General features: G+C 41.6%; 12 protein-coding genes. 2 read left to right on the top strand and 10 right to left on the bottom strand.

The features are described from left to right. The first annotated feature begins 241 nt into the window (after positions 1–241). Positions 242–2,350 carry a collagen-like domain-containing protein gene (locus tag CC90_RS22685; protein WP_081906063.1) on the top strand — a complete coding sequence of 703 codons (2,109 nt, stop codon included), beginning with the start codon at positions 242–244 and terminating at the stop codon, positions 2,348–2,350. A 562-nt stretch (positions 2,351–2,912) separates the two neighbouring features. After that, positions 2,913–4,478 carry a collagen-like domain-containing protein gene (locus tag CC90_RS23825; protein WP_081906062.1) on the top strand — a complete coding sequence of 522 codons (1,566 nt, stop codon included), beginning with the start codon at positions 2,913–2,915 and terminating at the stop codon, positions 4,476–4,478. A gap of 675 nt (positions 4,479–5,153) precedes the next feature. Here CC90_RS23825 and CC90_RS23395 read toward each other — a convergent pair. From CC90_RS23395 to rfbF, 10 genes are all read right to left on the bottom strand, one after another. Further along, positions 5,154–6,041 (bottom strand): AraC family ligand binding domain-containing protein, encoded by an 888-nt coding sequence (locus CC90_RS23395; RefSeq protein ID WP_031392396.1) that lies wholly within the window; start codon positions 6,039–6,041, stop codon positions 5,154–5,156. 12 nt (positions 6,042–6,053) lie between these two features. After that, positions 6,054–6,995, bottom strand: coding sequence for a GDP-mannose 4,6-dehydratase (locus CC90_RS0119515; protein WP_031392395.1), 942 nt, complete (start codon positions 6,993–6,995; stop codon positions 6,054–6,056). Between the two features lie 62 nt (positions 6,996–7,057). Further along, positions 7,058–8,089, bottom strand: a complete 1,032-nt coding sequence (gene gmd / locus CC90_RS0119510) for a GDP-mannose 4,6-dehydratase (protein WP_031392394.1) — start codon at positions 8,087–8,089, stop codon at positions 7,058–7,060. Between the two features lie 104 nt (positions 8,090–8,193). Beyond that, entirely contained in the window at positions 8,194–8,673 is a 480-nt protein-coding gene (locus CC90_RS0119505) for a GtrA family protein (RefSeq protein ID WP_031392393.1), read from the bottom strand. 36 nt (positions 8,674–8,709) lie between these two features. Beyond that, positions 8,710–9,663 carry a glycosyltransferase family 2 protein gene (locus CC90_RS0119500; RefSeq protein WP_031392392.1) on the bottom strand — a complete coding sequence of 318 codons (954 nt, stop codon included), beginning with the start codon at positions 9,661–9,663 and terminating at the stop codon, positions 8,710–8,712. After that, positions 9,650–10,576 (bottom strand): NAD-dependent epimerase/dehydratase family protein, encoded by a 927-nt coding sequence (locus CC90_RS0119495; protein WP_031392391.1) that lies wholly within the window; start codon positions 10,574–10,576, stop codon positions 9,650–9,652. The genes CC90_RS0119500 and CC90_RS0119495 overlap by 14 nt, the downstream gene beginning before the upstream one ends. Before the next feature lie 2 nt (positions 10,577–10,578). After that, positions 10,579–12,285 carry a thiamine pyrophosphate-binding protein gene (locus CC90_RS0119490; protein ID WP_031392390.1) on the bottom strand — a complete coding sequence of 569 codons (1,707 nt, stop codon included), beginning with the start codon at positions 12,283–12,285 and terminating at the stop codon, positions 10,579–10,581. A gap of 16 nt (positions 12,286–12,301) precedes the next feature. After that, a complete protein-coding gene (rfbH, locus tag CC90_RS0119485) occupies positions 12,302–13,639 on the bottom strand; it encodes a lipopolysaccharide biosynthesis protein RfbH (protein WP_031392389.1) in 1,338 nt (445 codons plus the stop codon). 18 nt (positions 13,640–13,657) lie between these two features. Further along, positions 13,658–14,710, bottom strand: a complete 1,053-nt coding sequence (rfbG, locus tag CC90_RS0119480; RefSeq protein WP_031392388.1) for a CDP-glucose 4,6-dehydratase — start codon at positions 14,708–14,710, stop codon at positions 13,658–13,660. Then, positions 14,710–15,492, bottom strand: a complete 783-nt coding sequence (gene rfbF / locus CC90_RS0119475) for a glucose-1-phosphate cytidylyltransferase (protein WP_031392387.1) — start codon at positions 15,490–15,492, stop codon at positions 14,710–14,712. Before rfbF ends, rfbG begins: the two co-directional genes overlap by 1 nt. Positions 15,493–15,501: the final 9 nt, after the last annotated feature.

The raw sequence follows: 15,501 nt of genomic DNA, 5'->3' as shown, positions 1-15,501 counted from the left end.
TTTTTTCTTTTCGGCTAACTTTTTATACATTAACTGATCTCATGCCCTAACAGGCTTCTGCTCATAAATCTCCGCTATACCGGCGCCTGAGTAGTGCTATACATCTTTCACTTTTCACAAAACAAATGACTAATATATTAGTATATGACCTAAAGCGACAAAAGATGCTAACACTTTACACTTATACACATATAATAAAATGAGGATAAAGTAATAAACAATACCATAAGGAGATGAAGATATGTCATTACCCAATTTTCCGGAGGTAAGCCCTCCGATTAACAGAGATGATGCAATCAATTATATCCTGACCTCTATAGCTTTAGAGGAGCTGGGATTAAGTCATGTAATAAATGCTGAAGGTGAAAAAATTCAGTATGCTTTGGGGACACTTCCGGGTATAACCGGCCCCAATCCGAGTATTGAAGAAATCATCGAGGTAAACAAAAATGTTCGTGGTATTTTGGACAGTACCGCTCAAAACCAAATTATTTTAAATTCTAAAATGAAAAATGCTCTCGCAGCACCCACTCTTCAAGGACCGACCGGGCCAACCGGACCTACAGGACCTTCCGGTGGGGTAACTGGGGCTACTGGACCTACGGGGGCTACCGGAGCTACTGGTCCTACCGGCGCTACCGGACCGACCGGGATTACCGGGCCTACCGGATCTACCGGGGTTACCGGACCTACGGGTGTCTTTGTTCCGGGGGACCTGCTTTTTAATGTTATAGGTCCTATAGGAACAGCTGGTGTAGGTTATGGAGAAACTATCACTTTCCAATCATCTACTCTTGATATTACCGTAACTCCGGGCTCGGCAATTGTTACGATAGAAGATCCCAATACTCCCGGTCCTACCGGACCGACGGGGGCGACGGGACCTACTGGTGCTACTGGAGCGACCGGGGCTGATGGGGCTACTGGTCCTACCGGCGCTACTGGTCCGACCGGCGCCGACGGGGCTACCGGACCGACTGGCGCTGACGGCGTTACTGGTTCCACGGGCGCTACCGGACCGACCGGTGCTGACGGTGTTACTGGTCCGACCGGCGCTACCGGACCGACCGGTGCTGACGGGGCTACTGGTCCTACCGGTGCCGACGGGGCTTCCGGACCGACTGGCGCTGACGGCGTTACTGGTCCCACTGGCGCTACCGGACCCACCGGCGCTGACGGCGTTACTGGTCCCACGGGTTCTACCGGACCGACCGGTGCTGACGGTGTTACTGGTCTCACTGGCGCTACCGGACCGACCGGTGCTGACGGTGTTACTGGTCCTACCGGCGCTGACGGCGTTACTGGTCCCACTGGCGCTACCGGACCGATCGGCGCTGACGGCGTTACTGGTCCCACTGGCGCTACCGGACCCACCGGCGCTGACGGCGTTACTGGTCCTACTGGCGCTACCGGACTGACCGGCGCTACTGGTCCGACCGGCGCTGACGGCGTTACTGGTCCCACTGGCGCTACCGGACCCACCGGCGCTGACGGTGTTACTGGTCCTACCGGCGCTACCGGACCCACCGGCGCTGACGGTGTTACCGGTCCTACCGGCGCTACCGGACCCACCGGCGCTGACGGCGTTACTGGTCCCACGGGCGCTACCGGACTGACCGGCGCTGACGGCGTTACTGGTCCCACGGGCGCTACCGGACCCACCGGCGCTGACGGCGTTACTGGTCCCACCGGCGCTACCGGACCTACCGGGGCCGACGGGGCTACTGGTCCCACGGGCGCTACCGGGCCGACCGGGGCCGACGGGGCTACTGGTCCCACGGGCGCTACCGGGCCGACCGGGGCCGACGGGGCTACTGGTCCCACGGGCGCTACCGGGCCGACCGGGGCCGACGGGGCTACTGGTCCCACGGGCGCTACCGGGCCGACCGGGGCCGACGGGGCTACTGGTCCCACGGGCGCTACCGGGCCAGCCCTCGGTTCTACGCTTATGGAGGCCGAATGGGCTACTGGTGGGACTACGACATTAGACGACGGAAATGCTGTACCATTCGACAGCATTACGGCAAGTAAGGGCAATATTTCTTATGTGCTTGGTTCTGGAGCGTTTATAATAAACGAAACCGGCTTCTATCTTGTAAATTGGTGGGTAGCAACAGATGGGGCCCAAGCATCTCCTACTATCACTTTTGACCTTGAACTGGACAATATTACGGTGTCTCAGACGGCATCTCCTATCGTATCAGGACAGGTAACCGGTACTGCTTTGGTTGTGGTTTCGACAACCCCTTTGACCTTAGAATTAGTTAATAATACGGGGGCGGATATTTTTATGCCAAACACCTCCATACAAGCAGCTCTTACAATTGTTAGAGTTTCGTCACTCTCTTAATGTAACAATTTTCTTAAATTGACCCTCTTACCAGCTCCGCCAGATATTTGAAGATAATAGAATTTACTTTTATAATTGACAGTTACTAAAGAGGACTTCCACAAGCCATAAAATGACTTGAGGAAGTCCTCCTCTTTTATACAACGTAAGTGCTTAATAGATTCCTTCCATAGTTAGTTAATTTGATACTTACCGTCACCAAATGCTTCCCGTTTAATATTCAGCATTCAGTAACAATAAGATTCAATGCCAATTTTATTGGTATTGCACCAGTTAAACACTGTTTGACCGCTGGCTTTGCCTTCATGGATTCGCAAAAATCAAAGGTCAAGACTGCGTTCATGGGTAGTTAACGCCAAAGAATCCATATATAAGGCTCTAATCCATTAAGGCACTTAAGAACATTAAGACTTTCTAGAATTAGGGTTATAATCACATAGATGAATTCAAAAAACTACATACTAACTTGTTTGACACTTACAAAGATGCTAACCTTTTACATTTATACACATATAATAAAACGAGGATAAAATAATAAGCAATACCATAAGGAGACCAAAATATGTCATTACCCAATTTTCCGGAGGTAAGTCCTCCAATTAACAGAGATGATGCAATCAATTATATTCTGACTTCTATAGCTTTAGAGGAACTAGGATTAAGCCATATAATAAATGCTGAAGGTGAAAAAATTCAATATGCTTTGGGTACACTTCCGGGTATAACCGGTCCCAATGCAAGTATTGGAGAAATCATTGAAGTGAACAAAAATGTGCTTGATATTCTGAATAGTGCTGCCCAAAATCAGATTATTCTAAATTCCAAGATGCAATATGCTCTTGCTGCTCCTACTTTACAAGGTCCAACTGGCCCTACTGGAGCTACCGGAGCCACTGGGACAACCGGGGCCACGGGCGCTGGCGGAGCCACTGGGCCGACGGGGGCGACAGGGGCCACTGGGCCTACCGGCGCTACCGGGATTACTGGCGCTACCGGGATTACTGGCGCTACCGGACCTACCGGGGCCACTGGGCCGACGGGCAATGACGGCGTGACGGGACCGACTGGCGCTACCGGAGCTACCGGAGTCACTGGGCCGACGGGCAATGACGGCGTGACGGGACCGACTGGCGCTACCGGACCTACCGGAGTCACTGGGCCGACAGGTACTGATGGCGTGACGGGACCGACTGGCGCTACCGGACCTACCGGGGCCACTGGGACAACCGGGCCTACAGGGGCGACTGGGCCTACGGGAACAACTGGGGCTGATGGATCTACGGGACCGACCGGGGCTGATGGAGCCACTGGATTGACGGGCGCTACCGGAGCTACTGGAACAACCGGACCGACGGGCGCTACCGGGGCCACTGGAACAACCGGGCCTACAGGTCCTACTGGAACAACCGGGGCTGATGGAGCCACTGGATTGACGGGCGCTACTGGAGCCACTGGAACAACCGGACCCACGGGCGCTACCGGGGTCACTGGAACAACCGGGCCTACAGGTCCTACTGGAACAACCGGGGCTGATGGAGCCACTGGGTCGACGGGCGCTACCGGAGCCACTGGAACAACCGGGCCTACAGGTCCTACTGGACCTACCGGGGCTGATGGAGCCACTGGGTCGACGGGCGCTACCGGAGCCACTGGAACAACCGGACCCACGGGACCTACTGGGGCTGATGGACCTACAGGACCGACCGGAGTAGTTGTTTTGGCTTACGGATCCTTAAGAGGAGCTAGTGTAGAGGTACCTGGGGCAACCTTTACACCTGTGCCGTTCAGTGTGGTTGGCCCCCTATCAAATGTAACAGTTAGCCTGTCGGGCAATGGATTAGTGGTAGGGCAAAACGGAATTTTTCAAATAACGATATCTCTTAACGCTGAAGCCACTGTTAATCCGGATCCGGATCAACCATATCTTGACGCTATTATTACTGTCAATGGGATACCAGTTTTTGGCGACACTACTACCTTTTTTAAGATAGCTAACAGAAGCAGTTCATCGTTTATCGTTCAAGCTTCCTTAATAGCAGGCGATGAAGTAGGCGTAAGTATTAGCACAGCTTTTCCTGCTTTAGGTTATATGAATCGCTCATTAACTGTCGTTCAGTTAAGTAATTAAGTAATCTTAGGTTGCAATTATTCATTCACTTTTTTAAAGATATGCGAAGAAATTAGTTCTAGAAAATCATTATCCAAGTATTTTTGCTGTTCTTTAATCCAATGAATGATTTTTCTTCTAGAAGAATAAGACACATTTTAACACCACTAATATTCTTCTAACGCACTGGCGCATTAAAATAATACCAAAACTGATAAAAACAGGTTTAGACTAAGTAATTCTTTTCCATTATAAAGACTTCATAAATAAATTTTTTATTAGAAAAACGGCAATATCAATTCTCTATTGCCGTTTTTTTATACATTACACATTACTTCCACTCATCGAAAATACATATATTGGATTAGCCGGAGTGTGCAGACTATCGTAGAACATAGGAGATGATACATAAAAGGTGTATGTAAGATGATATTTTTCAAAGCCATACACAGGATCGTTGTCCTAAAGCGTCAGATAAACAAATAAATAGCAGCAGCTATTATCATAGAAGATCAGTATTTACAGACTTTTCTTCACACACTCCTCTTCCTGCTCCCCTAGCGGAACCGGAGAAGCCTATTATATCCCCAAAACCTCTTCTGTATCTGATAGCTTATATTCCCCTTTTCATTGAGAATATTAAAAATGGTTCTTCTCCTCATAATACAAATAGCCTTTCTTAAATACTACCATTGCTCATTTAACCCACTGAGACCACTTCATCCGATATTCCTCAGCCGTCATTCCTTCACTATCCTGAAAAAGTTTATATAGCAAGTCCTCACTTCTAATTCCTGACTCCTCTACTACTTTTTCTATTGGCTTTATAGTAAATCTAAGGAGTTCTTTTGCTGCAGTAAAGCGTCTATTTATAATGTAATCTCTTAGCGCAATACCATACATTTTTTGGAAATATGAATCTAATTCTTCTTCTTTCATCTTATACTTTTTAACCAACTCCTGAATAATTTCATGTTCCTGATAATGCTCATTAATATATTCCCGGATTTCCTTACAAATAGTTCTATATGTTTCGTGATCTTCTTTCTCTTGATGCATTACAGAAATTAAACAAAAATTCACCAATCGGAGTAAATATTCCCCAGTTAATAATTCTGATTTAAAATCTTTTTCTTTCTGGCAATTCATAAGATTATCTATAATATCCCTAATTTCCCTCAAACTAGCTGGTCTAAAAATACCGTGCGACTGATTATGTTCATGAAACAATTCAAAATACGAGTCGGCCATATTCCCATTAAAATGCACCCACATTAACTCCCACGGTTTATTTTCGCTGCTCTCATGAGAATAAATATTTTTACAATTTATAAATGCACAATCTCCCTTCTTTACTTCATACTCATTTCCGTTAATGGTAACTATCCCTTCACCACTTAAGACACTTAAAAATAAATATGAATCAAGATTTTCCCGTTGTGATTTATGAGGAGTAAGACTCTTGAGCTTTCCAACCTCCTGAACATATAAAAGATTTTTTTTTGCAAAAACCCCTGGCGTATGCAATATTCTGTTGGAATCCGTTACTCCACTAGTTGTAAACAGCGTATTATTTGTATCCATAAGCCCCTTCCCTTATACCCTTTCTCTCCAATAATTTAACGTTTCTTTAATAGTCTGCTGTAAAGGAATTTTAGGTTTCCAGCCTGTAAGCTCCTTTATTTTTGCTATATCCGCCTCTATAATAGGGACATCCACCGGGCGTATCTTATTTTGATCAATTTCTACCTTTATATCTTTATCGGATAAGGATATTATCAGGTTCAATATTTCTCTTATTGCCACTGCACGTCCACTGCCCACATTATATGTTTCTCCCGGTTTCCCAATTTCCATTAAAAGCGCATATGCCCGCACCACATCGCGCACATCTGTAAAGTCCCGCATAGAATCGAGATTCCCCACATACATTACAGGATCTCGCATGCCCTTTTCGATTTCTGCTACCTGCTTACAAAAGTCGGATACCACAAAGATTGGGGCCTGAGTTGGCCCAATATGATTAAAGGCACGCACCATCATAATTTCCATATCATATGCCTGTGCATAAATACTGCCAATCATATTTTGGCATACCTTGGTTGCCGCATAGATATTTCCGGGACGGATCATCGTTTCCTCACTAATAGGAATCTCATCTGACTTTATATGTCCATATTCTTCACCTGAACCAATCAATAAAACTCGAGGCTTGTAATAAAGTTCCCTTACGGCATCCATCACATTGACGCTGCCTTTAATATTTATGTCAATCGTCACTCCTGGATTTTTCCATGCCATACCCACTGAGCTTTGCGCTGCCAAATGAAATATATAATCCGGACGTATTTCAAACAAAAGAGATACAATCTCTTCCTTCTCTAAAATATCCAAATCATATTTTTTAATATTTTCATCCTCGATATCCTGATACGGAAGCTTCGTAGCATATACCTCCATATCGCATTCATCCAGAAGATGTCTTGCGAGATAACCACCGACAAATCCTGATGCCCCTATAATTAATGCTTTTTTCATCTTTTATACCATAAAAGGGAATTCTCATACAGAATTCCCTTCTCCAATTTTATCTTGTTAGTTTATAAGTTTATAGCAACAATTTCTTTGGCTACTAAAGACATATCATTTTCTACCATACGCTCCACCAGTTCATCAAAAGAAATCTGGCGTTCCCATCCCATTTCTTTCTCTGCCTTTTGGGGATTGCCCAGTAAAATATCGACTTCTGCCGGACGGAAAAAATCCTTATTCACTTTTACAAGTATATTTCCGCTTTTTTTATCTTTACCAACTTCATCCATACCTTGTCCGAACCATTCGATTTCTATACCAACTTTATGAAATGCAGTCTCTACAAATTCTCTAACAGTCCTTGTTTCATTCGTAGCTATTACATAGTCATCCGCTTGTTCTTGCTGAAGCATTAACCACATCGCATACACATAATCCTTAGAATGCCCCCAATCGCGCTTGGAATCCATATTTCCTAATTCCAAGCAGTCCTGCAGACCATGCTTAATCCTTGCAACTGCATCGGTAATCTTACGGGTAACGAACTCTTTCCCTCTTCTTTCACTCTCATGATTGAAAAGGATGCCGCTGCATGCGTATAAATTATAACTCTCTCTATAGTTCTTCGTAATCCAATGTCCATATAGCTTTGCAACTCCGTAAGGACTCCTGGGATAAAATGGCGTTGTCTCACACTGCGGAATAGCCTGCACCAAACCAAACATCTCGGAAGTAGATGCCTGATAAAATCTACAGGAAGGGTTTGTCAGGCGAATAGCCTCCAGAATATTCGTAACGCCCACTGCATCTATTTCCGCTGTCGCCAAAGGCTGTTCCCATGAGGTAGCCACAAAGGATTGAGCAGCAAGATTATATACTTCATCCGCCTGTGATACCTTCATGGCGTTGATTAAGGATACTATATCCGTCATATCTGCATATATGAAATGAATCTTGTCCTTAATATGGTCAACATTACCGTAATCCACTACTGATTTGCGGCGCATAAGGCCGTATACATTATATCCTTTTTCTAATAATAGTTCGGCTAAATAAGAGCCATCTTGTCCGGTAATACCGGTTATTAATGCATTTTTCATCTTCCTTAACTCCTTTAATGTTATTTATACTTTATATTATCGCGGGTATTATTGATAAAAAATTATTTGCTACAATAAGTTATATACTAAAAAGCTGGTCATTGCTACTTAAATGCCCAAAACTTATTTATAAAATAATTTAGCGGTATGGTAACCAGTAAATTTATGAGCGGTGCAATTGTTTCGGCTATATAAAATTTATCAATCCAAATAAAAAGTAGAATATTAGATATCAATAATCCCGTAACTCCGTATGCCACAAATGTCTTCAATAACATAATAATACTTTTTCTAATACCACCAGATGCCTCAAAAACATATTTTTTATTCCAATAAAATGAATTCAATACGCTGACTATAAATCCAATCGCGTTGCCAGTAAAATAGTGTGCCCCTAAATGGATACTAATAAGATAAGCAATATAATAAATAAATGTATTGGATAATCCAACCAGCCCAAACTTGATAAATTGGAGAATTTCTTTATATTTTTCATTAGATAACTCTATCCCAAATATTTTAAAAATTATATAAAAAGTTTTATTAATAATAGTTCCTATTATACTTATAAGTCTTTTCAGCATTTTTTCCTCACTGCATTACATTATTTAAAGCAATGCCTAACGTAAATCGTTTTGATCTGAAAAATTAATCCGTTCTTCCTCTATTACCAAAGGGCGGTTCATGATCCTTGCATTAAGGCTAAGAACATATTCGCCAAGTAATCCTATGAAAATCAATTGTACTGAGCTAAAAAGCAGAATACCGATTAATGCCGGTGCCATTCCAGCAGCAAAACGATTCCAGTAAATTAACTTTAAAATAAGATATATAAATGCCAAAAGCAGACTAAGAACACTACAACCTGCACCAATAAAAGTTGCTATACGAAGTCCTATTTTTGTATATGAGGTAAAACTTAACATAGCAGCATCATATAAACGATAAAAATTATTACTGGTTTTTCCTGCCCTTCTTTTTTGCTGCTCATAAGGAATATCTTTTCTTTTATATCCTAATTCCGCCACAATTCCCCTTAAAAAAGGGGTGGGATCCTTTAAATTCCGTAAAACATCGACAAATTCTCTATCATATAATCCAAATCCTGTAAAATGCTCTATCTGTTCTACATCCGAAAACTTCTTAATTATTTTATAATAATAAGACCTTAAAAAATACATCATTTTGTTTTCTTTACTCGTTATCTTTCTCCCTATGACAATTTTATAACCATTTTCCCACTCACGCACAAATTCAACAATTAGTTCAACCGGATCTTGAAAATCTGCACAAAGTAGCACTACACAATCACCTGTAGCTTGCAGCAACCCATAATAAGGAGAATTAAATTGTCCAAAATTCTTAGCGTTAAATATTGCCTTAATATTTTCATTTTGTTTACATAATTCTCTTATCAATAATCTAGTGTTATCGCCGGAACAGTTATCTATGAATATTATCTCGCATTTATACTGTGGAAGTCTGTCACAAAATAAATCATTAATTGCTTTACTCATCGGTATTACATTTTCTTCTTCGTTATACGTAGGTATTAATATACTAATCGTTTTCATTTGCAATATTTATTCCTTCCATACATCGTAAAATGCCAGCTTTAAAGCTTGTACCTGGCAGCCACTCCAGAGTAGATACCAATTTATCAATATTAGGTCTTATTCCCCGCAAAGCATCATGTCTATCCAAAGCTTCATATTTCAAACAACTTTCAGAGCCTAAAATTTCCTTCAATTCCATAATATAATCTTTTAATTTTCGATTATCTTTTGATGCAACGTTGAATATTCCCTTAGCCTCTTGTTTAATACCCAACCGCCACAGCGCCTCCGCTACATCAGCAACATATATATAATTCCAGTCCTGCTCTCCTTGCAGCAATTCAATAGCTTCATTTTTCCTCATTTTTTCAATACAGCTTGATATTAAACTGCCGGGAGTATCGTGTATACCGTATGCACTAAATATTCTCCCCCAAATAAAACGAATATTATTTTGTTCTGAAATTTTTTGGCCATCATCACATAACATACACTTAAATCTTCCATATTCGGTATCCGGATTCACTTCCATGCTCTCTTGCATTTCACCCAATATACTGCCATATTCCGCTTGAGAACCCACTCCCACAAAGACCTTTGTATTCAACTTTATCGCTTCTTTTAGCACAGTAATTGAATTACTATAATTTTTATATTGTAATGCTTCATCGTCTCTATGCTTTCCCCTTATACCTTCCCAGGAAAGATGGAAAAACATATCAATATTATCATGAACCTTATCCGCTAATAAATTATAATCCTGCATTTCACACTCTACTATGAAAACATTCTTCAAACCCTCCAAGCGGTTTATGTTGACTGAAGCCGGCCTGACAACGGCATATACTTTACATCCTTTTGCTACACATAACTTTATAAGCGGCACTGCCAAAAAACCCGTAGCGCCTGTTACACAAACCTTCTTTACCATAACTACAGCTCCATAAGTTTCTGATATAAATCCCGGTCTATAAGCGGCTCTTGGTCTTGATTCGGTTTGCCAAATTCTAGTTTGGGAAAAACGTAAGTTTCATCAGGCAGAAACACCTCCACAAATTTCGGTTTCGTTCCAGCAAAAATATGGCTCGATATATCTTCTTCATTTTTTACTGCACAATATTCTATATTATAAGAATTAGCTATTAATTCAAATTCCGGCGTACTATACCCTCCACGCTCTACTGTCTGTGTATAATTAGAATCAAAATACATTTCCTGGAAATGCCGTATCATCCCGAGCGATTTATTATTAAACAGCACAATCGTTATTGGCAATTGTTCGCGCACTATAAACTGTAATTCTTGCATGTTCATTTGAAACCCGCCATCACCACTTATACAAATAACAGGGTTCTTAGACGCATAGTATGCTCCTATTGCCGCCGGCAGCGAATATCCCATTGCCCCGTGTCCACCGGAAAACAAGACTTGCTGGTTTTCTTTAATCTCGAAAGACTGCGCTACCCAGACTTGGTTTTGTCCAACATCGGTTGTAATTACCCTGCAATCCGGTACCATATGACTCAATTTGCGCAATAATACATTCGGGAGTCTCGTATCTATATCATTTAATTCTCGTTCAATAATACGGCAAACCCCTAACCAATTCTTATCACAATTTATATATTGCCCTATATCAAATAATTTGTCTATAAAATATGGAACCTCACACTGAATCTGCAGTTCATCTCCCTTAATTTTATTCGACAATTCACCCTCATCTATATCTACACGAATTAGTTTAGCCCGGGGCGCAAATCCCTCTTTTCGAGCACCTACCTGCCTTATATCTAATCTTGTTCCAATAGCAATTACCAAATCACTTTTCGCTAGAATAAAGTTCCCTGCTCTATTTCCATAAGCCCCAATAAATCCGAAATTATTCTCCATCCTTTGGGGCATAACATCAAACGCCAGCATGCTGCTGACAACAGGCAGCTTGAATCTGGTGCATAAATCTCTTAATCTGCCAACGGAATTGCTCGTCTTTATCCCTGCACCGATTAATAAACAAGGTCTTTGGGCGGCTGATAATAATTCAATTATCTGTTGTTCTTGATATCGTGAATTTTCATGGTTTTTATATGGTCTTACAAATCCGCCCAGATCGTCAATATCGACATCAGCCCTCAGAATATTCATTGGAATATCCAGTAATACAGGACCCGGTCTTCCTTCACACGCCCAAAAATATGCCTCTTCCAGATAATATTTAATCTTTTCAGCAGATTCCACATATTGGCTGTATTTCGTTACATCCCTAACCATTCCTATAATATCTGTTTCCTGAAATCCCTTTTGCCGAACTCCCAGGCTTCCTTTTGCTTCAAACGTATTAACTTGTCCTGTAATAAAAATGGTTGGAATAGAATCAAAATATGCGTTACAGATTCCCGTAATCAGATTAGTCGCTCCAGGACCACTGGTAGCATATGCCACTCCCGGCCGCATCGATACTTGTGCATATCCGCAAGCAGCAAATGCGGCTGCCTGCTCATGATAATTCACATGCGCCGATATAGAATCTTTATATTTTCCAAAAGAATCCATCAGGTGCGTAACCATGCCCCCCGGATACCCAAAAACATCATTTACTTTTTTATCAATAAAAAACTCTACAATATAATCTGAAACTTTCACCTTCGACCAACTTTCTTTATATATTAGCAGCCTCGCAAATCACTTTTGCCATATAATCAATCATCTCATCCGTCATACCAGGATAGACTCCTACCCAAAAAGTATCCTTCATTATTTTGTCCGTGACCTCGAGATTACCGGCGACACGATATCCTTCCCCTGTATTCCGCATATTATCAAAGCATGGATGCTTAATTAAATTACCTGCAAATAACATCCGCGTTTGAACACCTTTGTCTTCAATATATTGTACTACCCGATTTCTTTCCACACCCTCTTTACATGTGATTAAAAAGCCAAACCAACTTGGATTAGAATCTTTACATGGCTCGGGCAGGATTAATTTATCCGAAACACTTAGCAAAGCACTTTTAAGCCTGTTAAAATTGTGCTTTCTTCGCTCGACAAAAGAAGGGAATTTTTCTAATTGTGCACAGCCAATCGCAGCCTGCATATCAGTTGCTTTCAAATTGTAACCAAAATGCGAATACACGTATTTATGATCATACCCTACTGGCAACTCGCCATACTGTTTGTCAAAACGATGCTGACAAAGATTATCTACACCTGATGGGCAAACGCAATCCCGCCCCCAATCCCTGAAAGAACGGATTATTTTATTCAATAATGGATTATCCGTATATACAGCTCCACCTTCACCCATCGTCATATGATGTGGCGGATAAAAACTTGAGGTGCCGATATCTCCAATGGTACCAGTAAATTTCTCCTCGCCATCCATTAGATATTTTGACCCTAAGGCATCACAATTATCTTCTACCAGCCAAAGATTATGCTTATCACAAAAACTCTTGACTGCGCTCAAGTCAAACGGATTTCCCAGCGTATGGGCAATCATAACCGCCTTCGTCTTATCCGACAACGCTTCCTCCAGCATCGTAACATCAATATTATATTGGGGAATTGTAACATCTACAAATACCGGAACTGCCCCAAACTGTATAACAGGCGATACCGTAGTAGGAAAGCCTGCTGCTACAGTTATTACTTCGTCCCCTCTTTTTATCTGACGTTCTCCTAACAAAGAGGAGGTCAGTGCCATAAACGCATTTAAATTCGCGGAAGAACCCGAATTAACCAGGGAACAGTATTTTACTCCAAGATATTCAGAAAATTTTCGTTCAAACTCTTCTGTATATCTTCCGGAAGTCAGCCAGAATTCCAACGAACTGTCTACCAAATTTACCATTTCTTTGTGATCATAAACTCGTTTCGCATAGGGAATCCTGTTTCCTTCTTTATATTCGGTATTATTATGATACCTTTCACAGTATTCCTGTACCAAGCCTAAGATCTCTTGCCTTGCCTGCTTTTCATTCTTATTTTCAAACATTTTTTTGCCCACCTTATTTCACGAAATAAAGAATTCTTTTATTTGTTTTTTCATACAATTGCTTACATCGTCGCCGCTTAAATAACATTTTGTCCATTCAACCGTCTTTTCTATTGCTTTGTCAATATTCCAATGTGGCTTCCAGGAAAAAACATTTTTAAGTTTTGAACAATCAAGTTTTAAGAAATTGGCCTCGTGAGGACCCTCTTCGCATTTATTAATCCATGCGGCACCTTCACCATATATATCACAAAATTTTCCAACCAACTCACCTGTCGCAATACAATCCGTCTCATCAGGCCCAACATTATAATATCCCTCGTATGCTTTATCTTCATATTGTCTTTGTGCAATCATAAGATAAGCATACAAAGGCTCCAGCACATGCTGATATGGTCTAACTGAATAAGGGTTCCTAACTACAATCGGCTCTCCCTTTGCTGCTGCTCTCACACAATCAGGAATAATCCTATCATCTGCAAAGTCCCCTCCTCCGATAACATTACCGGCTCGTGCCGTTGATATTCTCACCCTGCCATCTAAAAAAAATGATTTCTTATAGCTATGAGTAACCAGCTCTGAGCATGACTTACTGTTCGAATATGGGTCATAACCATCCAATGGTTCATATTCACGATATCCCCATTCCCATTCCTTGTTCTCGTAAACCTTATCTGTCGTGACATTTAACACCGATTTCACACAATCATTTATCCTGACACATTCTAATAAATTTACCGTTCCCATAACATTAGTTTCATATGTATAAACAGGATTCTTATAGCTTTCCCTCACAATTGGCTGTGCTGCCAAATGAAATACAATCTCCGGCTGTACCTTCTTAAATATGGACGATATTTGTTCAAAATCCCTTATATCCCCTAAAAAGGACTCCATATCATCTCCGACTTTAGCTATATTAAACAAACTGGGGCTTGTTGGCGGCTCCAAAGAAAAACCATAGACATGCGCACCTGCTGATGCTAAAATTTCACAAAGCCACGCTCCCTTGAACCCGGTATGGCCCGTAATTAAAATTTTCTTGTTCTTATAAAAATTCAGATTTAGCATTATTTATCCCACACTTTCCAGGGTGCTTGTCCGGATTCCCACAATTCCTCAAGCTCTTCTTTCTCACGCTTTGTATCCATGCATTGCCAAAAGCCATTATGTTTATATGCTTTTAACTGTCCGCTTTGCGCAACCGTCTCCAATGGTTCCTTTTCGAATACAATTGTATCGCCTTCAATAAAATCAAAAATGGCGGGTTCTAAAACCATGTAGCCTGCATTAATCCTTGCACCATCCGTACTTTCCTTTTCACGAAACGAGTTAATACTGTCATTCGCCGCATCAATTCCAAGAACACCAAATCGCTGTCCTATATTAACCGCTGTTAATGTTGCTGTTTTTTTATGCTCTTTATGAAAATCAACAAGTTTCTTTATATTTACATCGGAAACAGCATCTCCATAAGTAAGCATAAATGTCTCATTACCGATATACTGCTGTATTCTCTTTATTCTGCCGCCTGTCATAGTATTCAGCCCTGTATCCACTATAGTTACTTTCCAAGGTTCCGCAACATTGTTATGTACAGCCATTTCATTATTTTTACTAAAATCAAATGTAACATCAGAATTATACAAATAATAATCCGCAAACCATTCTTTTATAACATGCTGCTTATAGCCACAACAGATAATAAATTCATTAAACCCATAATGAGAATATTCTTTCATGATATGCCATAAAATCGGCTTTTCACCAATCTCTATCATTGGCTTTGGTTTTAAATGGCTCTCTTCGCTAATTCTGGTTCCGTACCCACCCGCTAAAATTACTACTTTCATCCACTCGTC

It is taken from the genome of Kineothrix alysoides (genome assembly GCF_000732725.1).
GTDB classification, from domain to species: Bacteria; Bacillota; Clostridia; order Lachnospirales; family Lachnospiraceae; genus Kineothrix; species Kineothrix alysoides.
Note: the sequence above shows the minus strand (reverse complement) of the source record. Positions and strands in the feature narration are given on the sequence as shown.

Coding starts and splice junctions, on each gene's coding strand:
- CC90_RS22685 (WP_081906063.1), top strand. CDS start 242: ATGTCATTACCCAATTTTCCGGAGGTAAGCCCTCCGATTAACAGAGAT.
- CC90_RS23825 (WP_081906062.1), top strand. CDS start 2,913: ATGTCATTACCCAATTTTCCGGAGGTAAGTCCTCCAATTAACAGAGAT.
- CC90_RS23395 (WP_031392396.1), bottom strand. CDS start 6,041: ATGGATACAAATAATACGCTGTTTACAACTAGTGGAGTAACGGATTCC.
- CC90_RS0119515 (WP_031392395.1), bottom strand. CDS start 6,995: ATGAAAAAAGCATTAATTATAGGGGCATCAGGATTTGTCGGTGGTTAT.
- gmd (WP_031392394.1), bottom strand. CDS start 8,089: ATGAAAAATGCATTAATAACCGGTATTACCGGACAAGATGGCTCTTAT.
- CC90_RS0119505 (WP_031392393.1), bottom strand. CDS start 8,673: ATGCTGAAAAGACTTATAAGTATAATAGGAACTATTATTAATAAAACT.
- CC90_RS0119500 (WP_031392392.1), bottom strand. CDS start 9,663: ATGAAAACGATTAGTATATTAATACCTACGTATAACGAAGAAGAAAAT.
- CC90_RS0119495 (WP_031392391.1), bottom strand. CDS start 10,576: ATGGTAAAGAAGGTTTGTGTAACAGGCGCTACGGGTTTTTTGGCAGTG.
- rfbH (WP_031392389.1), bottom strand. CDS start 13,639: ATGTTTGAAAATAAGAATGAAAAGCAGGCAAGGCAAGAGATCTTAGGC.
- rfbG (WP_031392388.1), bottom strand. CDS start 14,710: ATGCTAAATCTGAATTTTTATAAGAACAAGAAAATTTTAATTACGGGC.
- rfbF (WP_031392387.1), bottom strand. CDS start 15,492: ATGAAAGTAGTAATTTTAGCGGGTGGGTACGGAACCAGAATTAGCGAA.